The organism is Caulobacter sp., assembly GCF_017744445.1.
Taxonomy (GTDB): domain Bacteria; phylum Pseudomonadota; class Alphaproteobacteria; order Caulobacterales; family Caulobacteraceae; genus Caulobacter.
The window spans coordinates 475,149-493,726 of record NZ_JAGIBH010000001.1 but is presented as its reverse complement, the minus strand read 5'-3'; the positions used below and the strand labels follow the sequence as shown (position 1 = coordinate 493,726).

The 18,578-nt window shown below is 67.6% G+C and carries 14 protein-coding genes and 3 pseudogenes; 9 read left to right on the top strand and 8 right to left on the bottom strand.

Annotated features, from left to right (window positions below; genetic code table 11):
* The first annotated feature begins 89 nt into the window (after positions 1 to 89).
* From bla to J7528_RS02410, 5 genes and pseudogenes are all read left to right on the top strand, one after another.
* Complete coding sequence (gene bla, locus J7528_RS02430) at positions 90 to 986, top strand: class A beta-lactamase (protein ID WP_291870949.1); 897 nt, start codon at positions 90 to 92, stop codon at positions 984 to 986.
* A gap of 31 nt (positions 987 to 1,017) precedes the next feature.
* Positions 1,018 to 1,169 (top strand): annotated as a pseudogene (locus J7528_RS02425) (hypothetical protein); the annotation flags it as partial.
* A 112-nt stretch (positions 1,170 to 1,281) separates the two neighbouring features.
* Positions 1,282 to 1,647, top strand: coding sequence for a DUF2330 domain-containing protein (locus J7528_RS02420; RefSeq protein ID WP_291870948.1), 366 nt, complete (start codon positions 1,282 to 1,284; stop codon positions 1,645 to 1,647).
* 85 nt (positions 1,648 to 1,732) lie between these two features.
* Positions 1,733 to 4,348 (top strand): glycoside hydrolase family 3 C-terminal domain-containing protein, encoded by a 2,616-nt coding sequence (locus J7528_RS02415; RefSeq protein ID WP_291870946.1) that lies wholly within the window; start codon positions 1,733 to 1,735, stop codon positions 4,346 to 4,348.
* A 112-nt stretch (positions 4,349 to 4,460) separates the two neighbouring features.
* A complete protein-coding gene (locus J7528_RS02410) occupies positions 4,461 to 6,617 on the top strand; it encodes a bluetail domain-containing putative surface protein (RefSeq protein WP_291870944.1) in 2,157 nt (718 codons plus the stop codon).
* A gap of 30 nt (positions 6,618 to 6,647) precedes the next feature.
* Here the strand turns inward: J7528_RS02410 and J7528_RS02405 are convergent, their stop codons facing one another.
* The gene (locus J7528_RS02405) at positions 6,648 to 7,616 is read right to left on the bottom strand and encodes an SDR family NAD(P)-dependent oxidoreductase (protein ID WP_291870942.1); all 969 of its coding nucleotides are present in this window, start codon (positions 7,614 to 7,616) and stop codon (positions 6,648 to 6,650) included.
* 111 nt (positions 7,617 to 7,727) lie between these two features.
* Between J7528_RS02405 and J7528_RS02400 the strand changes: the two genes are divergently transcribed.
* Positions 7,728 to 8,306: a TetR/AcrR family transcriptional regulator gene (locus J7528_RS02400; protein WP_291870940.1), complete on the top strand. Its 579-nt coding sequence runs from the start codon at positions 7,728 to 7,730 to the stop codon at positions 8,304 to 8,306.
* Positions 8,307 to 8,575: 269 nt separating this feature from the next.
* Positions 8,576 to 10,876 (top strand): AAA family ATPase, encoded by a 2,301-nt coding sequence (locus J7528_RS02395; protein WP_291870938.1) that lies wholly within the window; start codon positions 8,576 to 8,578, stop codon positions 10,874 to 10,876.
* Between the two features lie 113 nt (positions 10,877 to 10,989).
* On the opposite strand, the gene J7528_RS02390 is transcribed toward J7528_RS02395, so the two are convergent.
* The gene (locus tag J7528_RS02390; RefSeq protein WP_291870936.1) at positions 10,990 to 11,322 is read right to left on the bottom strand and encodes a hypothetical protein; all 333 of its coding nucleotides are present in this window, start codon (positions 11,320 to 11,322) and stop codon (positions 10,990 to 10,992) included.
* 104 nt (positions 11,323 to 11,426) lie between these two features.
* Here J7528_RS02390 and J7528_RS02385 point away from each other — a divergent pair.
* Positions 11,427 to 11,543: pseudogene (locus J7528_RS02385) on the top strand (hypothetical protein); the annotation flags it as partial.
* A 26-nt stretch (positions 11,544 to 11,569) separates the two neighbouring features.
* On the opposite strand, the gene clpB reads toward J7528_RS02385, so the two are convergent.
* From clpB to J7528_RS02370, 3 genes are all read right to left on the bottom strand, one after another.
* Positions 11,570 to 14,149 carry an ATP-dependent chaperone ClpB gene (gene clpB, locus J7528_RS02380; RefSeq protein WP_291870934.1) on the bottom strand — a complete coding sequence of 860 codons (2,580 nt, stop codon included), beginning with the start codon at positions 14,147 to 14,149 and terminating at the stop codon, positions 11,570 to 11,572.
* Between the two features lie 105 nt (positions 14,150 to 14,254).
* A complete protein-coding gene (locus J7528_RS02375) occupies positions 14,255 to 15,019 on the bottom strand; it encodes a M48 family metallopeptidase (protein ID WP_291870932.1) in 765 nt (254 codons plus the stop codon).
* Between the two features lie 81 nt (positions 15,020 to 15,100).
* Entirely contained in the window at positions 15,101 to 15,724 is a 624-nt protein-coding gene (locus tag J7528_RS02370) for a TetR/AcrR family transcriptional regulator (RefSeq protein WP_291870930.1), read from the bottom strand.
* A 110-nt stretch (positions 15,725 to 15,834) separates the two neighbouring features.
* Here J7528_RS02370 and J7528_RS02365 point away from each other — a divergent pair, with 110 nt between their 5' ends.
* The gene (locus J7528_RS02365) at positions 15,835 to 16,311 is read left to right on the top strand and encodes a hypothetical protein (RefSeq protein ID WP_291870928.1); all 477 of its coding nucleotides are present in this window, start codon (positions 15,835 to 15,837) and stop codon (positions 16,309 to 16,311) included.
* Here the strand turns inward: J7528_RS02365 and J7528_RS02360 are convergent.
* From J7528_RS02360 to J7528_RS02350, 3 genes and pseudogenes are all read right to left on the bottom strand, one after another.
* Entirely contained in the window at positions 16,308 to 16,898 is a 591-nt protein-coding gene (locus J7528_RS02360) for a DUF4893 domain-containing protein (RefSeq protein ID WP_291870926.1), read from the bottom strand. The genes J7528_RS02365 and J7528_RS02360 overlap by 4 nt on opposite strands.
* Positions 16,899 to 17,150: 252 nt before the next feature.
* Positions 17,151 to 17,866: pseudogene (locus tag J7528_RS02355) on the bottom strand (sialate O-acetylesterase).
* Between the two features lie 71 nt (positions 17,867 to 17,937).
* A complete protein-coding gene (locus J7528_RS02350; protein WP_291870923.1) occupies positions 17,938 to 18,543 on the bottom strand; it encodes a hypothetical protein in 606 nt (201 codons plus the stop codon).
* Positions 18,544 to 18,578: the final 35 nt, after the last annotated feature.

Sequence of the window (18,578 nt, the reverse complement as noted above, 5' to 3'; positions counted from 1 at the left end):
CTAGATGAACTAATGGGTCCGCCAAGGTATCGTCGTTTGCGGCCAAGGCCAGCCCCCGGCAGGTTCCGCGGGCAAGGAGACCCCCACCCATGTTCCACCGTCGCAAGTTCTTAACGGCCCTGGCGGCCGCGCCTGTTGTCATGCCCGCTTTCGCCAAGGCCGCCGTGTTCAGCAATGCGCCGCCTTCTGCCCTTAGCTCACGTATTAACGAATTGGAGCAGCGCAGCGGCGGCCGCCTGGGCGTGGCGGTGCTGGACACCCACACCGGTCGCCAGTTCGCCTGGCGCGGCGACGAGCGCTTCCGGATGTGCAGCACCTTCAAGGCGCCCCTGGCGGCGGCGATCCTGCGCCGCGTCGACCAGGGCCGCGAGCGCCTGGACCGCAAGATCGTCTATGGCCGCGAGGTCCTGATGGGCAATTCGCCGGTGGTCGAGAAGCATGTCGGCCAGGGCATGACCGTCGGCGACCTGTGCCAGGCGACCATCGCCTGGAGCGACAATGCCGCCGCCAACCTGCTGCTGGACGCCCTGGGCCAGAATGGCCCCGCCGACCTGACCCGCTTCCTGCGCGCCATCGGCGACAAGACCACCCGCTGCGACCGCCGCGAGCCGGAGCTGAACACCGGAACGCCCGACGACCTTCGCGACACCACCTCACCGGCCGCCATCGCCCAGACCTGGCGGACGCTGTTCACGACCGACACCCTGACCCCCGCCTCCCGCAAGCAACTGACGACCTGGGTGGTGGGCAACCGCACCGGCGACAAGCGCCTGCGGGCGGGCTTGCCCAAGGGTTGGCGGGTCGGCGACAAGACCGGCAACAACGGCGTGGATACGACCAACGACGTGGCGATCGTCTGGCCGCCGGGCAGGAAGCCGCTGGTAATCGCGAGCTTCCATGATCGGGGCAGTTCGGACGATGACGTGCGTAGCGCCGTGCTGGCCGACGTGGCGCGGGCGGTCGTGGCGGCGGGGTTCGGGGGGTAGAAAGTTATCCACAGCCCTCCCCCTTCTCCCCTTGCGGGAGAAGGTGTCGCCGCAGGCGACGGATGAGGGGTCGCACAAACGAAAACCGCCGCGACAGCCGATAGGCCGGTCGCGGCGGTTCTGTCTTTCAACCCCTCACCCGACCCGCTACGCGGGCCACCCTCTCCCGCAAGGGGAGAGGGAAATCCCGTGCTTGTCCCCGCTCAGTCACCGACGTTTCCCTGTCATCACAACCTCTTACCCAAAAACACCCGTTTCTTATCCCCGCCCTTCCCGCCTGCCTCATGCTAACCCCATGAGCCAGACCCAAACCCCCGCCGCCTGGTGCGCCGACCTGCAAGCCAAGCTGATGGCCGCCCTCGACGCCGCCTGGGCCATCGCCGAGACCAGCGACGACCCCGCCGTCATCGCCAAGGCCCGCGACAAGGCCCGCCTGTGCGGCCAGATGGCGGCCGAGGTCCGCAAGGTCGCCGCCATGGTCCCGCAGCCAAAGCCGCGCCAACTGTCGGCTATGGTCCACGAAGCCTTCGACCGCCTGGACACCGCCACCGCGCCCCTGATCGCCGAAGCGGCCCGCCAGCAGGCGCGCGACGCGGGCAAACCACCCGCCGCCCAGGCCCAGGCGATGCAGGCCGCCCTCCGCAAGCTGAAGCGACGCTAACCGTCGCTATTGTTACCGCTACCTTTTCTGCTAGCTTCCCCGCGCTGACACCGGTGACGAAACCGGGACGGGGAGAGAAACGACCATGCTGAAGACCATCGCGCCCTCGCTGATCGCGCTCGCCATCGCCTCGTCAGCAACGGCCCAGACCCTCCCCTACCAGGACCCGAAACTCCCCGCCGCCCAGCGCGCCGCCGACCTGGTCAGCCGCATGACGCTGGAGGAAAAGGCCGCCCAGCTGCGGCACGCCGCCCCCGCCATTCCGCGCCTGGGCGTCCCCGCCTACAACTGGTGGAATGAGGGCCTGCACGGCGTGGCTCGCGCCGGTGAGGCCACCGTCTTTCCGCAGGCGATCGGCATGGCCGCCACCTGGGACGCGCCGTTTGTCCATGAGATCGCCGACACCATCGCCACCGAGTTCCGCGCCAAATATGTCGAGAAGGTCGGCCCCGACGGCAGCTCGGCGCAGTATCGCGGCCTGACGGTCTGGTCGCCCAACATCAACATCTTCCGCGACCCGCGCTGGGGCCGGGGCCAGGAGACCTGGGGCGAGGACCCCAAGCTGACCGCGACCCTGGGTTCGGCCTTCGTCGAGGGCCTGCAGGGGCCCGATCTGAACCACCTGAAGACCCTGGCCATGGCCAAGCACTTCGCCGTGCATAGCGGCCCCGAGGCCGATCGCCATCGCGATGACATCCACCCCTCGCGCCACGACCTGGAAGACACCTACCTGCCGGCCTTCGAGGCCCTGGTGACCAAGGCCAAGGCCCAGTCGGTGATGTGCGCCTATAACGCCGTCGACGGCCAGCCGGCCTGCGCCAGCGACATGCTGCTGAAGGACAAGCTGCGCGGCCAGTGGAAGTTCGACGGCCACGTGGTCTCGGACTGCGCGGCCATCGCCGATGTCTGGCTGCCGACCTCGCACGCCTATCGCGAGACGCCGGCCGAGGCCTTCGCCGTGACGGTCAAGGCCGGCACCGACCTCTTGTGCGACTTCGGCGGCGCCAACGGCGTCGAGGCCCCGGCCATCGTCGAGGCCGTGCGCACGGGCCTGGCCACCGAGGCCGAGGTCGACCAGGCCGCCCGCCGCCTGTTCGAGGGCCGCATGCGCCTGGGCCTCTTCGATCCGCCAGGCTCGGGCCCGTACGCCAAGATCACCGCCGCCGACAACGACACCCCCGCCCACCGCGCCCTGGCCTTGAAGGCCGCGCAGAAGGCCATGGTGCTGCTGAAGAACGACGGCCTGCTGCCGCTGAAGACCGCGCCGAAATCGATCGCCGTGATCGGCCCTAATGCCGACAGCGTCGATGCTTTGGTGGGCAACTACAACGGCACGCCGTCCAAGCCGATCACCGTGCTGGCCGGGATCCGCGAGCGCTTCCCCGACGCCAAGGTGACCTATGTCGCGGGCACGGGCCTGATCGGTCCGCCCAGCGCGCCGGCGCCGGACGCGATCTTCTGCCAGGACGCCGCCTGCGCGGCCAAGGGCCTGAAGGTCGAGGAATTCGCGGGCCTGGACCTGGCCGGCGCACCGACCACGACGCGCGTCGACGCCAATGTCAACTTCCGCTGGGGCTGGCCGACGCGCACCGAGCGTAAGGCCTCGGTCCGCTGGAGCGGCTTCGTCACGCCGACGCAGAGCGGCCCGCACAGCTTCGCCATCGACGGCGAGCGCGGCTGGCGCATCAAGATCGACGGCAAACCGGTCGCCGACGCCTGGGACGCGCTCCAGGATCCGGGCCAGGCCCAGACCATCATGCTGACCGCCGGCAAGGCCTATGCGATCACCATCGAGGCCCGCCAGGACGGCAATCGTGGCGGCCAGAAACTGACCTGGAGCCAGCCGGCCGACAATGCCGACACCGCCATCGCCGCCACCCAGGACGCCGAGCTGATCGTCTTCGTCGGCGGCCTGTCGGCGCGGATCGAGGGCGAGGAAATGCCGGTGCACGCGCCGGGCTTCGCCGGCGGCGACCGCACCAGCCTCGACCTGCCCGGCCCGCAGCAGAAGCTGCTGGAAGGCCTGGCCGCGACCGGCAAACCCACCGTGCTGGTGCTGGTCAACGGCTCGGCGATGTCGGTGAACTGGGCCGACCAGAAGCTGCCGGCCATCGTCGAGGCCTGGTATCCCGGCGGCGAAGGCGGCAAGGCCGTCGCGGGCCTGCTGGCCGGCGACTTTAGCCCGGCCGGCCGCCTGCCGGTGACCTTCTACCGCTCGGCCGACCAGCTGCCGCCGTTCAAGGACTATACGATGGCGGGCCGCACCTATCGCTACTTCACGGGCGAGGCGCTGTACCCGTTCGGCTACGGCCTGAGCTACACGAGCTTCAAGTACGGCAAGCCGGTGCTGAGCAAGGCCAGCGTCAAGGCCGGCCAGCCGCTGACCGTCAGCGTCGACGTCACCAACACCGGCGGCCGCGATGGCGACGAGGTGGCCCAGCTGTACGTCACCCGCCCCGGCGTGGCCGGCGCCCCGGTGCGCGCGCTGAAGAGCTTCCAGCGCGTCACGCTCAAGACCGGCGAGACCCGCAAGCTGACCTTCGCCCTGGACGCCGCCGCCTTCGCCACGGTCGACGCCGACGGCAAGACCAGCGTGGTCCCGGGCGCGGCGGATCTCTGGATCGGCGGCGGGCAGCCGGTCAGCCGTCCGGGCCTGCCCCCGGCGGCGGGCGCGGCGGCCAAGGTGACGGTGACGCCCTAGCATCCACCTAAGGCGCCAAGATCGCCGACAGCTCAGCTTGAGGGTGTTTAGCAAACACTATATAGGCTAGCGCAACGCTCGCCCGTCGCGAGCGATCGGGAGCGTTGCGTTCATGGCCACCACCCTGCATGCGCTGAAGACCTATTATGACAACGTCATGCGGTCGGACTTCAGCCACATCCCGGCGACGCACCTGACCCTGCTGACCACCCTGTCGACCCAGGTCGACGGCGGGACCCTGACCCTGGCGGCGGCCCAGGCCCAGGTCGTCCGGCTGGCGGTCGACACGACCTCGGTGGCCAGCCTGGCCTACAACTTCTTCACCGGCTCGACGCCGTTCCATCACGGGTTCGACTACCTGGTCTCGGCCGGCGGCCCGAACCCGAACAACCTGAACTCGGCCTACTACCAGGCCTTCAATGTCGAGAACCGCTACATCAACTTCGCCATGAACCTGGGCAAGGGCGGCGAGGGCGCGGCCTGGTTCAGCGCCAATTACGGCGCCCTGACCATGGGCCAGGCGGTGGCCAAGGCCTATGGCGAGATCTTCGGGGTCTCGCCCACCGACGCCAAGATCGACGAGCTGCTCAACAGCCAGGTGCCTGATGGTCGCGGCGGGACCTATACCCGCAACGCCTACTTCGCCACGTATGGCGGCGACGGGCTGGACGGCATCGGGACCAAGGCCGCCATGGTCGGCTGGCTGCTGGCCGCCGCCGCCAAGGAAGACATCGGGACCTACGCCAAGGCCAATGACGCCTTTCTGGCCGACCTGGCGACCGACGGCGTGGCCTTCTTCCGCGGCGAGCTGACGACGATCTACGGTCCCCCGCCGGCCGCGACGCCCGCCGACGACACCATCACCGTCACCGGCGACCTGGCGGCCGGCCAGACCCTCGCCGCCGGCCCGGGCCACGACAAGGTCACCGTCACCGGCACGGTCTATGGCCGCGTCACCGCCGACGGCGGCGACACCCTGGTCCTGGGACGCCTGGGCCTGACGCCCGGCTCGCTGGGCGTGCCAGAGCAGATCAGCAGCGTCGCCGTGACTGGCGGCGGCAACACCGTCTGGCTCAAGGGCGGCTCGGTCCCGGGCGCGACCGTGACCGCGACGGGCGCCTCCAACACCCTGCATATCGACGGTGGGACGACCTTCCACGAAGGCGCGATCAGCGGCTTCCAGACGGTCTACCTGCACTCGGGCGGGATGCCGTCGGTGCAGGGGGCGACGGTGATCTACGACCTCGTCAACGACCCGACCGCGGGCATGGTCAGCATCGGCGCCAACAATCGCGAGCTGGTGGTGCTGAAGGACGCGTCCAATGGCGTGATCCTCTCGGCCAACGGCACGACCGACCAGAGCGCGCGCGTCGACGTCCACCTGCAGAACTTCATGGGCGCGCCCACGACCAAGGAAAGCGTCGGTCGCGGCTACTACCAGCCCGACGGCGGCGCGATCGTGTTCTATGCCCGCAGCGACGGCCCGCTGGACAACAACGCGACCCTGGCCCTGCACGTCGACACCGACAGCACCGCCGGCATGATCGTCGGCTTTTCGACCAACAGCGCCATCAGCCCCAATTATCGCGGGCCCGTCCCCAACCTGGTCATCGACGGCGCGGGCAAGCTGACGGCGCAGATCGCCAGCAACTTCACCAATATCGACGCCCGGCAGGCCGGCGACCTGAACCTGGCCTACCGGATCAACGTCACGGGCACGGAGCAGGTCGTCCGCCTGGGCGACGGGACCAACAGCCTGCGCCTCTATTTCGACTGGGCGGCCAACGCGTCCGGCAGCCCGGCATCGGCCAAGGTCTATCTGGGCGCCGGCGTGGACACCATCAGCCTGGGCGCGGGCGGTTACGACACCGCCGGGGCCGCCTCGGGTCCCGGCGCCGGCCTTTCCAACCTGTACCTTTTCAACGCCGTCACCCTGAGCGCGCCGCCCCAGATCGTCGGTTTCCAGAAGGGCGTCGACCACCTGGTGCTGGACACCCAGATCCACGCCATCACCGCCGATGTGCAGACCTACGCCGACGGCAAGGCCACCCTGCAGGACGCCCTGATCGCGGTCTCGGCCCATGTGGCGGCCAATACCGGCGCGGTCTTCACCTGGGGCGGCGACACCTATGTCTACGCCCAGGACACCCGAGCGGGCGTCAACTCGGCCGTGGACGGCAATCTGGGCGACGGCCTGATCAAGCTGACCGGCGTCACCGGCCTGACGGTCGGCACGGGCGCCGGCAGCTACGACATCCATTACGGCTAGGGCGGGATCGCCTCCCCGCCCCTTCCGCGCCTAGAACGTCTCGCCGACCATCTTCTCGCTCAGCGCCCACAGGGCCTGGGCGTTGGCCGGATCCAGCGCGTACGAGCGCACGCCGAAGCGGACCTCCGAGGCGTCCTCGACCGGCGGGGCCAGGTGGCAGTCCTCGCAATAGCGGCCGCCGACCTCGTCGATCGGCGCCACGACGCCGGCCCAGACGCTGGTCGCCGCGCCCTGCGGGATCGTCTTCCATTCCAGCGGCGGCTCGCCCCTGGCCTCGGCCTGGGCGTTCAGGTTGTCGATCATGCCCTGGATGAAGCTCGGGTCCAGGTGGCGGGCCAGCTCGGTCTGGATGCCGCCCGGATGCACGGCCACGGCGCGCACGCCGCGATCCTTGTGGCGACGGTCGAACTCGACGGCGAACAGGATGTTGGCGGTCTTGCTGCGGCCATAGGCGGCGAACGGGACGTACTCGGTGGTCTCGAAGTTGGGGTCTTCCAGGTTCACGTCCGAGAAGCGGTGCCCCGACGAGGCCAGCGACACCACCCGCGATCCGGCCTTCAGCAGGCTGGCGATGCGGTTGATGAAGGTGAAGTGGCCCAGGTGGTTGGTCCCGAACTGGGTCTCGAAGCCGTCGACGGTCTTGCCCAGGGGCGTGGCCATGACGCCGGCATTGGCGATGACCAGGTCGAAGCCGCGGCCATCGGCGACCAGCGCGTCGGCGGCGGCGCGGACGCTCGCCAGGCTGGCCAGGTCCAGTTCGATCAGTTGCAGCGAACCGCCGCTCGCCGCAGCCGCCTCGCGCACGACGGCGGTCGCGCCCTCGGCCTTCCGGAGGTCGCGCGCCGCGCCCACGACGTCGGCGCCGTGGGCGGCCAGGGCGCGGGCGGTCTCGACGCCCAGGCCGGCCGACACGCCGGTGACCAGCACGCGCTTGCCCTTGAGGTCGACGCCGGCCAGGACGTCGTCGGTGGTGGATTTGGCGCCGAATTGTTCGCTCATGACTCTCTCGCTTCCCCAAAGGATGTGGGTTGTTGTCCGAGCCGATCCGGAGGATAAGTGGAGGAAGGCTCCGGATACATATTCGGAGGCGCCCTCCGTTTTTCAAGTGCGATGCTCGAAGATTCCGCTCCCCAGGCGCGAAAGCCCCGCGCCGACAGCCTGCGCAACCGCGAACTGCTGCTGACGACGGCAAAGACCGCCTTCGCCGAGACGGGCGCCGACGCGCCGCTGGAAGAGATCGCCCGCCGCGCCGGCGTGGGCATCGGCACGCTGTACCGCCACTTCCCCACCCGCGAGGCCCTGGTGGCGGCGGTCTATGCGCGGGCGCTGGAGCAGTTGGCGGAAGCCGCCGACGGCCTGATGGCGACCCGCCCGGCCGGCGAGGCCCTGGCCGCCTGGCTTGACCTGCTGATCGACTACATGGCCACCAAGCGCGTCGTGGCCCCCGCCCTGCAAGCCGACCCCGGCGAAGGCTCCCGCGTCTACGCCAGCGCCGGCGCGACCATCCTGCCGGCCCTCCAGAAGCTCATCGACACCGCCCACGCCGCCGGGGAGATCCGGGGCGACATCGGCTTCGAGGACATCCTGCGGATGATGGGGGGCCTCAGCCAGGGGTATGAGCGGCCGGGCTGGGAGGTTGGCGCGCGGCGGTTGCTGGGCGTGATGATGGATGGACTGCGGGTGCGGTAGGGGGCGGTCGGATGGGGTTCGGCTTCCGGCCTATGCGGACCTCGGCGGTATATACAGGCCACGCGGAAGTGACGCTTAGGCGGCATTTTGAATGCTGGTTTGTGGGCACAAAGATGAGCTCACTTAAGCGAGCAGCCCAGAGCCCAAGGGCAAATACCCGAACTGGTTACACCCACCCATCACAACTAAGCCGAGCGCGTGTAAACTCGTCTCGGGCAAAGAAATAGCCAGATAGAGAACCGGCGCTCGCCCTATAACAGGGGGAGCGCATGGCTATCATCAAAAGAATAAAGACGCTCAAGGGTGCCGGAATACTCGCCGACAGGGGTGCTAAGGATCAAGCTCCCGACTTCCTGCGATTTAACCTCGTCTACGGTTTCAACGGCTCGGGCAAGAGCACACTTTCCCGCGTCTTCGCATGCCTCGAAGTTGGCAAGCATCACGAGGCCCTACCGGAAGAATGCAGCTTCGATATCGAGATGGACGATGCCACGAGCTTCAGCGCACCCAAGAAGCTGACGGGGTTGGAAAATCGAGTCTGCGTCTTCAACACCGACTTCATCGAGCGCAACCTTCAATGGGGTGTGGGTCGGGCCAATTCCATTTTTTACATCAGTCAAGAACAAGCCGACCTAGCCGCTGAGCTGAAGGCAGCACAAGCGTCTGTGCCCCCAGGCGAAGCCGCCAAGAAGGCACAAAGCGACGTGGTGAAAGCCACGGACAAAGCCCTAAAGACCTACCGCACGGAGCGAGCCAAGGTCGTGGCTGGCGCTCTTCATTCCGCCAGTCGGCGCTACGAAGCCGGACAACTTCAGGCGGACTACGAGAAGCTACCTCATGGGCCTGAGTTGGTGTTGGCCGAAGAAGCGTTGAAGGCGCTGATCAATGTCGCGCAGTTATCCGCACCACCGCCGACGCTTGAGGAAATCAAAATCGATGTCGCGGCGATTCAAACCCTGATCGAAAGCGCTCGCCACTTTGGCGAAGTTAGCATCGGCCAAGTCGTGCTTGCAGAACTCGAAAAGCACCCTTCCATGGTGCCATGGATGAAGGAGGGGCACGACTACCACGCATTAAACAGTTTGGAGACGTGCCTGATGTGCGGAAGCGTCCTGACAGAGGCGCGCAAAGACAAGTTGGCGGCAGCGCTAAATGATAAAATCGCCTCCCTCTTGGTGGATCTCGAGATAACACGGACGCAGGCCTCAAATCTTCTAGAAGCTGCTCTCGGACTGCAAGGCCGATGGCCAAAACCGATTGAACTCGATCTCTCATTACAAGCTGACTACGCCAAGGCATCCAATGCAATCGCCGAGAACTTCGGAAACATTCAGACGCACTTGAAGGAGGCAGAGCGGGTTGTCTTCGCGCGACTGACCCAACCGACCAATGCGGTGGCGCATGCACTGCCGACGACGGCAGCGCTGCAGAAGAGCAGTGAAGCTCTCGTTGGATCAGTGGCACTGGCAAATGCGTTGATCAGTCAACATAACACCGCGACCGAGGATTTCGTGAAACGCCAGGACAACGCGCGCGAATCTATTCGAAAGCACTACATTTCTGAGGGAAAATCAGACTACGCATCGCTGGAAATATCATACAGCGATGCATTGGCAGCAGCGCAGAAGATTGATCAGGACAACGCAGATATTCAGGAAAAAATTCGCGATCTGAACGCCAAGGTAAAGTCGCATGGTCCTGCTGCCGAACAGATCACAAAGCTGGTGCGCGCCTACCTTGGCCATGGCGAGTTGACGATCGTAGCAGCCGTCGAGGGGTACGAGCTGCATCGCCACGGCAAGCTGGTTCGAGGGCAGCCAAGCGAGGGCGAAAAGACTGCCATTGCGCTCTGCTATTTCCTGTCGACACTTGAGTCCGAAGGACGGTCGCTTAAGGACCTGATTGTTGTCATCGACGATCCAATATCTAGCCTCGACACCAAGGCGATGAACTATGCATGCGCGCTCGTGCGCAATCGCCTTGCAGAGGCAGCACAGGTATTCGTCTTAACGCACAATCAGCACTGCATGAACGAGTTCAAGAAGAATTGGCGTAATTTGTCGAAAAATGAAGATGGCAAATCTGCAAAGGCCACACTCCTATTCATGGATGTGAAAGCACCTGCTGCCACGGGTTTGCGCACGGCAACTATCGTCGAGATGCCTGCTCAACTTCGCGGCCACGATTCCGAGTATCATTTCCTCTGCTACAAGATGCTTCAGCTCGAAGCTACAGGCGAAGGGCACTCAGAATATTGGTTCATGGTGCCGAATGTCATCCGGCGGGTGTTGGAGATCTTTCTGGCCTTCAAGGTTCCCGGCAGTCACCCTATCTCCCAGAAGCTCGATACGCTGGCGAAAAAGCTTCCCAATTTCGACAAAGCCCGCATCGTGGCGCTGGAGCGGCTAACGCAAGTCGAATCTCACTCCGACAGCCTTGAAGATCTGATCGCTCACTCGTCTATGACCGTGGAGGAAACACGCGACGCCAACGCCGCTATGCTCGCCCTGATGTTCGCGGCAGACGATGATCATGCGAAGGCAATTCGCACTCAGTGTAAGGCCGCGTAGTCGTAGGCCGGTCTAGTGTCGCAGTGATGAACGTCGACTTCCTGGGGTCAGACCAAGGTCTGCTCCTAGCGTGGCGACCCGGCCGTTCAATCGCCAAGCCAGAGAGAAGCCCCTCAGTTCCCCTCCTCGTCCACGTAGATCACCACCGGCTTGCCCCGCGACAGCGGCTCCCATCCGGCCTCGACAGCCGAGGCGATGGCCTTGGCGACGATGCGGACGGGGATCTGCGAGGGCTTCAGCGGCGGGGCGCTGAACTTGGGTTTGGGGCCGGGCGGGAACTCGATCAGGGCTTCGCGCTGGCCTTCCTTGTGGCGCACGCCGATCACCTTGCCGTGGCGCTCGGACGGGTCGTAGGACCATTGCGGCAGGCGGTGCAGGCGCCAGACATAGGGGTCGCCGTCGACCTCGATGTCGAATTCAGTGATCAGCTTGGTGGTTTTGGCCATGCGGGGAGATACCGCGATGTGGGCGGAAGAAAAAGGGCCGCCTCTCCCTTCACCCTCTCTCATGGAGAGAGGGAGGGGCCCGCGCCGTAGGCGTGGGAGGGTGAGTGGGTAGGCGAAGCCCGTGGACGATCTTGGAACAGCCTAGCGGAGTCAGTGCCGGCACGCCGGTTGAGGGTGTAACCACTCACCCTCCCACCGCTTCGCGGCGGGCCCCTCCCTCTCTCTAAGAGAGAGGGAGTTTCGAGCCCTACTGCAACGTCGCCTTGCCGAACGAGAGCTGCCCACCTTCGACCCCGACGGCGATGACGCCGCCGTCCTCGATCTCGCCGGCCAGCAGCTTGCGGGCGATCGGGTCGATCAGTTCCTTCTGGATCACGCGCTTCAGGGGGCGCGCGCCGTAGACCGGGTCGTAGCCCTTGTCGGCGATCCAGTTCAGGGCCTCGGCGTCGATCGACAGCGTCATGCGGCGGTCGGTCAGCAGCTTCTCGACGCGTTGCAGCTGGATCTTGACGATATCGCCCATGTGCGCGCGCGACAGGCGCTTGAACAGGATGATCTCGTCGATCCGGTTGAGGAACTCGGGGCGGAAGTGGCCGCGCACCATGTTCATCACCATCGGCCGGACGGCTTCCACGTCCTCGCCCTCTTCCTGGTTGGCCAGGAATTCGGCGCCGAGGTTGCTGGTCATGATGATCAGCGTGTTGCGGAAGTCGACCGTGCGGCCCTGGCCGTCGGTCAGGCGACCATCGTCCAGCACCTGCAGCAGCACGTTGAAGACGTCCGGGTGGGCCTTCTCGATCTCGTCGAACAGCACCACCTGGTACGGACGGCGGCGCACGGCCTCCGTCAGCGCCCCGCCCTCGTCGTAGCCGACATAGCCGGGAGGCGCGCCGATCAGGCGGCTGACCGAGTGCTTTTCCATATATTCGGACATGTCCATCCGGGTGATGGCGTGCTCGTCGGCGAACAGGAACTCGGCCAGGCTCTTGGTCAGCTCGGTCTTGCCCACGCCCGTCGGGCCCAGGAACAGGAAACTGCCGATCGGCTTGGACGGATCGTGCAGGCCGGCCCGCGCGCGGCGGACGGCGTCCGACACGGCGGTCAGGGCCTCGTCCTGGCCGACTACGCGGCCGCGCAGCTCGTCCTCCATCTTGAGCAGCTTCTCGCGCTCGCCTTCCAGCATCTTCTCGACCGGCACCCCGGTCCAGCGGCTGACGACGGCGGCGATCTGCTCGGCGTCGACGACCTCGGGCGTCAGGGCGGCGGTGTCGCCCTGCTCGGCTTCCTCGAGGCGGCGCTCCAGGGCCGGGATCTCGCCGTACTGGATCTGGCCGGCGCGGGCGAAGTCGCCGGCGCGCTGGGCGTTGGCGAGATCGGCGCGCAGGCGGTCGAGGGCTTCACGCGCCTGGGCGGCGCCGCCGACCTTGTCCTTCTCGGCCTTCCAGCGGGCGGTCATCTCGTCCGACCGGAATTGCAGGTCGTCGATCTCGACTTCCAGGTTTTCCAGGCGGTGCTTGGAGGCCGCGTCGGTTTCCTTGGAGAGGGCTTCCCGCTCGATCTTCAGCTGCACCAGGCGGCGGTCGATCTCGTCCAGCTCCTCGGGCTTGCTGTCGATCGCCATGCGCACGCGGCTGGAGGCCTCGTCGACCAGGTCGATCGCCTTGTCGGGCAGGAAGCGGTCGGCGATGTAGCGGTTGCTGAGCGTCGCGGCGGCCACGATGGCGCTGTCGCTGATGCGCACCCCGTGGTGGACCTCGTACTTCTCCTTCAGGCCGCGCAGGATCGAGATGGTGTCCTCGACCGTCGGCTCGGTGACGAACACCGGCTGGAACCGGCGAGCCAGGGCCGCGTCCTTCTCGACGTGCTTGCGGTATTCATCCAGCGTGGTGGCGCCGACGCAGTGCAGCTCGCCGCGCGCCAGGGCGGGCTTGAGCAGGTTGGAGGCGTCCATCGCCCCGTCGCCCTTACCGGCGCCGACCAGGGTGTGCATCTCGTCGATAAACAGGATGATCGAGCCTTCGGCGGCCGTGACTTCGCCCAGGACCGCCTTCAGGCGCTCCTCGAACTCGCCGCGATATTTCGCGCCGGCGATCAGGCTGCCCATGTCGAGGGACAGCAGCTTCTTGTCCTTCAGGCTTTCGGGCACGTCGCCATTGATGATGCGCAGGGCCAGGCCCTCGACGATGGCGGTCTTGCCGACGCCGGGCTCGCCGATCAGGACGGGGTTGTTCTTGGTGCGGCGCGACAGGACCTGGATGGTGCGGCGGATCTCTTCGTCGCGGCCGATCACCGGGTCCAGCTTGCCGTCGCGGGCGGCGGCCGTCAGGTCGCGGGCATAGCGCTTGAGCGCCTCATAGCCTTCCTCGGCATTGGCGCTGTCGGCGGTGCGGCCCTTGCGGATGGCGTTGGCGGCGGTCTCCAGAGCCTGGGCCGAGACGCCGGCTTCCTTGAACAGCTTGGCCGCGTCCGCGCCTTCCTTGGCGATGGCGATCAGCAGGCGCTCGGTGGTGACGAAGGCGTCGCCCGCCGCCTTGGCGGACTTCTCGGCCTCGGCAAAGACGCGGGCCGTGTCGGGCTTCATGTAGAGTTGGCCGCCGGCGCCATCGACGCGCGGGGTCTTGGCCAGCAGGGTCTCGACGCCGCCGTCCAACTGGTCGGGGCGGCCGCCGGCGCTCTGGATCAGGGCGCGGCTCAGGCCGTCCTTCTCCTCGAGCAGAACCTTCAGGATGTGTTCGGGCGCGAACTGCTGGTGGCCGCGAGCCAGGGCCAGGCTCTGGGCCGACTGGACGGCCTGCTTGGCGCGGTCCGAATAGAGGTCGATATTCATGTGTCTAAGGTGTCCCCTTCCTAGGCGGATCTGGACCGGTCGCCTCCAATGAGCACGGCCGGTCCCGATGGGGCATTTAGGTGTGGCGCTCTAGCCACACAAGGCTCACCAGCCCCGGCTCGCGAGATAACGTTCCAGTTCCTGGATTCGCACCGCATCCGAGGGGTGGGTCGAGCCCAGGTCGCCGCCGCCCGACTGCCCGGCCTGGGCGTCCTGCGCCTGCATGTTGCGCCACAGGGCCACGGCCTCGCGGGGGCGGTAGCCGGCGCGCTGCATGAAGTCGACGCCCAGCTTGTCGGCCTCCAGCTCCTGCTTGCGCGAGAACGGCAGCAGCACGCCGAACTTGGCGGCCTGGTCGCCGTGGTCCTTGAGCAGCTTGCCAAAGTCGGTGCCGCCGGCGGCCGCCCCGGCGATGCCCAACAGGATCTTGGAGGTCCGCTCCTGCGAGACGCGCTCGGCGGCGTGGCGGGCGACGACGTGGCCGGCCTCGTGACCGATGACGGCGGCCAGCTGGTCGTCGTTCTCGACCAGGGCCAAGAGGCCCACGGTCACGCCGACATGGCCGCCTGGCAGCACGAAGGCGTTGGGGGCCTCGTCCAGGAACACCGCATAGTCCCACGGCCGGTTGGCCAGGCCCGCCGCCGTGATCACCCGCTGGCCCACGGCCTGGACGCGGGCGTTCTTGCGCGGCTCTTTCGAGATGTACGAGGTGCGCAGCGTATCGGCCCAGGCCTTCTCGCCCTCGCCGATCAGGCTGTCGTCATTGACGATCAGCAGCTGGTCGCGGCCCAGGTCGGCATTGTACGCGCAGCCGCCCAGCAGGGTGGCGGCCATCAGGAGCGGCAGGGTCAGGTGGCGGAAGGTTGCCATGAAGCTCGGCTGTGTTGCGAACGCGACATAGGACTTATCTCCGGCCGCCCGCCCGGACGCAACCGGCGACGCTTCGGGGATCTAGTCCTCGTCCAGCGGCCGGCCGTTCCGGGCCCGCAGGTCGGCCATCAGGGTGCGCATGGCCCAGCCGGCGGCCTTGGCGATCTTGTCGCCCGAGAGGCCCCAGTGGTCGCGCATCTCCAGCCAGGAGGTCGTGTGCAGCAGCTGCAGGATGGCGGTGGCCAGGTCCTGGTCCTCGGGCGGCAGGTCCTTGACCAAGTCGGCGGTGACGGCGCGGTAGCGGGCCTGACGCGCGTCGTTGGTGGCCAGGCGCATGGCCCGGCCCTGCGGGGTGGCCCGCACCAGGGTGGCGATCGCGGCGATGCTGTCGAAGCCGGTATGGATGTCGTGCAGGTCGCCCACCAGGTCGGCCTCGGTAGTGGGATAGGTGACCCGCGGCCCGGCCAGTTCCTGCACCCGCTGGTGGGCGACAGCCAGCAGCGCCTCGCGGTCGGGGAAGTAGCGATAGACCGTCCGCCGGGCCACGCCCGTGCGCTCGGCGATCAGGTCGTGATTGATGTCCATCCGACCCTCGCCCAGCAGGTCGATCAGGGCGTCGGCGATGCGGGTGCGCATCTCCTGCTTCTGGGTTTCACGAACGCCGGGCGGCTTGCTGTCGGGAACTTCGGGAATCTCACCATCCATGACCCGGATTTAGAGCGCGGCACATTTTGTGTCAAATTTCGATTGACACTTTTTGTGCCACATAGCATCAAGCGCGGCCTCAACCGAAGGGGATAACAATGCTATTTCACATGTCGATCGCCGCGCGGGATCCCAAGCGCGTGGCCGAGGTCTTCGCACAGCTGTGGGGCGGCGAGGCGTTTCCGTTTCCGCCGGTGTCGGACAATGGCTGGATCGCCGTGGCCGGCGACGCGCGCGGCACCGCGCTGGAGGTCTATCCGGCCGATGTCGTACTGCGCGAGGCCGACGGCGACGCGGACGCCTATGGCGAGGCCACCGGCCAGGTCGCCTACAGCGCCAGCCACGGCGCGGTCGCCACGAGCCTGGACCTGGACGCGGTCATGGCGATCTGCGCCCGCGAGGGCTGGCCGGCCAAGTACCGCAAGCGCGGCGGCATGTTCGGCGTGGTCGAGGTCTGGATCGAGGGCCGCCAGATGATGGAGATCCTGACCCCGCAGATGCAGGACGAGTACCTGGCCAGCATGAGCCTGGAGACCTGGGGCCGGATGCGCGACGCGATGGCGGCCAGTCAGGGCGCGAGCGCCTAGCGGCGCAGCTCCAGGATATCCAGCTTCGACTCCTGCTTGGGCCACGGCAGGGCCAGGCGGTACTGGCCCGCGCCGACGCGCTCCAGCACCCCGACCTGGTCGCGGTCGGGATCGCGGCCATAGCGGGCCCGGCCCTCCCCCGTGCCCCACGCCACCGCGCCCAGGAACACCAGGCGCCGGTTGGCCTCGGGATAGAGGTTCCCGGCCTGGCGCTGGCTGCCGGTGGTCTTCTCCAGGATCAGGTCGCCACCCGGGGTCAGCGCGACCCGGCAGCGGAACCAGCCATAGGCGACATAGGACGGCCCGCTGCTCGGCGAGCCCAGCTTGATGGTGCGGCAGCGGTAGGCGCCCGGCGTCGGCTGCGGGCGGGCCAGGGAAACGTCGGGATCAACCAGCGCGCCCAGGGCTTTCAGCTCACGCCCGTGACCCTCGGCGCGCGCCTGCGACAGCGCCGCGTCCCAGGCCTCGTCCAGCTGCTCCAGCCGGCGGACATCCGACCCCTTGGCGTCGGCGCGCCAGTCGCCGGACGCGGCGTGGGCCGAGCCGGCGGCCATCAGGGACAGGACGATAGCGACGGGCAAACGCATGGGCGGCTCCTGAGCTGTGCGGTCAGGGGTAACGCGAGTGTGGGGCGGGAGTTCGGCGGTTCCCCGAACCGCCTCCTCTCCCTGCCTTCCTAGGCCTTGTGCCTAGGACCCATGGCGCGGCTGGGCGCGGCGTCGCCGGTGTAGCGCGGCCCACGGGGGCGATCACAAGAGGAGCTCAGCAGAACCGGAACGATGGGTCCTAGGCACAAGGCCTAGGAAGGCAGGGTTGGTTTGCGGAGATCAGGGTGTGGTTTACCGACACCCCTGCTTCAACAACCCCGCCATCGCCACCGCCAGCTTCCCACCCAGCGCCCGCTGCCCCGCCGTCGTCAGGTGCAGCGTATCGGCCTTCAGCGGCAGGCCGCCGGCGGGGACCATGGCCACGCACGGCGGCAGCGGGCCGGCCTGCACCGCCTGGATCGCCGCCCAGGAGGGATAGGTCTTGGGCGCGGAAACCTCGGGCGACGGCGGGTCGGCCAGTTGCACCAGGACCAGCGGCAGGCGCTTGCCGCCCAGGTCGGCCCGGAACCGCGCGACCAGGACCTCGAAGCTCTCGCGCCAGTCGGTGGCGGAGTCCGCCCGGCCGGCGTCGGTTTCGCCCTGGTACCAGAGGATGCCCCGCACCTTGCCCACGGCGCGGGCGCGGGCCAGGCACGAGCCGTAGAGCGTGTCCCTGCCCTCGCCCGGTTTCCCCTCGTTTGGCTTCCACTGCGCCATCGACGAGCCGCCCTTGGCGCAGGGACCAGCAGGATCGGCCGGCCGTTCAGGCCGTGCAGGGTCCGCGCGAAGAACAGGCCCGGCCCGACGGCGGCGATGGTGTCGGTCGAGATGGCGTCGACCTGGCCGACGGCGGTGTCCAGCGGCTCGACGGCCGGGCGGATCGTCCCTTCGTTGCCATAGAGCGTGATGGCCGGATCAGCGACGCGCTCCTCTGCCGTCAGCTCCTCGACCAGCCCTCGGCCCGACATGTTGGACTGGCCGGTCAGAAGATAGACGTCCGGCGTCTGCGCCATCAGCGCCAGGGCCAGCAGCAGGCCGCTCACTTGAGCACCGCCAGCGGGATGGCGGCCGCCATGGCGCGATAGCCGGCCGGCGACGGATGCAGCAGGTCGCCGCTGTCGTACTCGGCCTTCAAGCGCGAAGGATTGGCCGGATCCCGCGTGATGGCGTCCAGGTCGACCACGGCGTCGAAGGCGCCGGACGCGCGGAGCGCGGCCGGCAGGGTCAGGCTGACGGCGAGCCGATCAAGAGCCTTCACGGGCAAGGTGACAGGGTCGGGCAGCCAGACCGCGCCAGCCGGAATGACCACCGCCTCGCGCCCGTCGAAGGTCACCTTACGATCACTGCCCGCCACGATCGCGGCGGATGCCGGCGCGGCCGACAGCGCCACATGCGCGGCGTCGATCCTCAGCGGCGCGGTCCCGAAGGCGTTGGACAGCCGCAACCGCACACGCGGCCCGCCGGCGGTCAGGCGCACGACCTCGCGGATCACGAACGGCCCTTCCGGCCAGGTTGGGGGTTTCTCGGTCTCAGACGACACCAGCCCGGTCGACCAGGCGCTGACCCACGGCGAAAGCCGCTCCGCCGCCTGCCCACTGGTCGCCAGCAGCAAGGCGCCCGCCAGCGCCAGCATCGCCTTCTTCATGGAAGCTCCCCGATCGTTGGCGGGGACCTTAGCGC

What these genes read in the sequence shown, in the direction of transcription:
- bla (WP_291870949.1), top strand. Translation starts at nt 90, where the DNA reads ATGTTCCACCGTCGCAAGTTCTTAACGGCCCTGGCGGCCGCGCCTGTT.
- J7528_RS02360 (WP_291870926.1), bottom strand. Translation starts at nt 16,898, where the DNA reads ATGCGTTTGCCCGTCGCTATCGTCCTGTCCCTGATGGCCGCCGGCTCG.
- J7528_RS02390 (WP_291870936.1), bottom strand. Translation starts at nt 11,322, where the DNA reads ATGGCCAAAACCACCAAGCTGATCACTGAATTCGACATCGAGGTCGAC.
- J7528_RS02400 (WP_291870940.1), top strand. Translation starts at nt 7,728, where the DNA reads ATGCTCGAAGATTCCGCTCCCCAGGCGCGAAAGCCCCGCGCCGACAGC.
- J7528_RS02395 (WP_291870938.1), top strand. Translation starts at nt 8,576, where the DNA reads ATGGCTATCATCAAAAGAATAAAGACGCTCAAGGGTGCCGGAATACTC.
- J7528_RS02370 (WP_291870930.1), bottom strand. Translation starts at nt 15,724, where the DNA reads ATGGATGGTGAGATTCCCGAAGTTCCCGACAGCAAGCCGCCCGGCGTT.
- J7528_RS02375 (WP_291870932.1), bottom strand. Translation starts at nt 15,019, where the DNA reads ATGGCAACCTTCCGCCACCTGACCCTGCCGCTCCTGATGGCCGCCACC.
- J7528_RS02420 (WP_291870948.1), top strand. Translation starts at nt 1,282, where the DNA reads ATGAGCCAGACCCAAACCCCCGCCGCCTGGTGCGCCGACCTGCAAGCC.
- J7528_RS02405 (WP_291870942.1), bottom strand. Translation starts at nt 7,616, where the DNA reads ATGAGCGAACAATTCGGCGCCAAATCCACCACCGACGACGTCCTGGCC.
- J7528_RS02415 (WP_291870946.1), top strand. Translation starts at nt 1,733, where the DNA reads ATGCTGAAGACCATCGCGCCCTCGCTGATCGCGCTCGCCATCGCCTCG.
- J7528_RS02410 (WP_291870944.1), top strand. Translation starts at nt 4,461, where the DNA reads ATGGCCACCACCCTGCATGCGCTGAAGACCTATTATGACAACGTCATG.
- clpB (WP_291870934.1), bottom strand. Translation starts at nt 14,149, where the DNA reads ATGAATATCGACCTCTATTCGGACCGCGCCAAGCAGGCCGTCCAGTCG.
- J7528_RS02365 (WP_291870928.1), top strand. Translation starts at nt 15,835, where the DNA reads ATGTCGATCGCCGCGCGGGATCCCAAGCGCGTGGCCGAGGTCTTCGCA.
- J7528_RS02350 (WP_291870923.1), bottom strand. Translation starts at nt 18,543, where the DNA reads ATGAAGAAGGCGATGCTGGCGCTGGCGGGCGCCTTGCTGCTGGCGACC.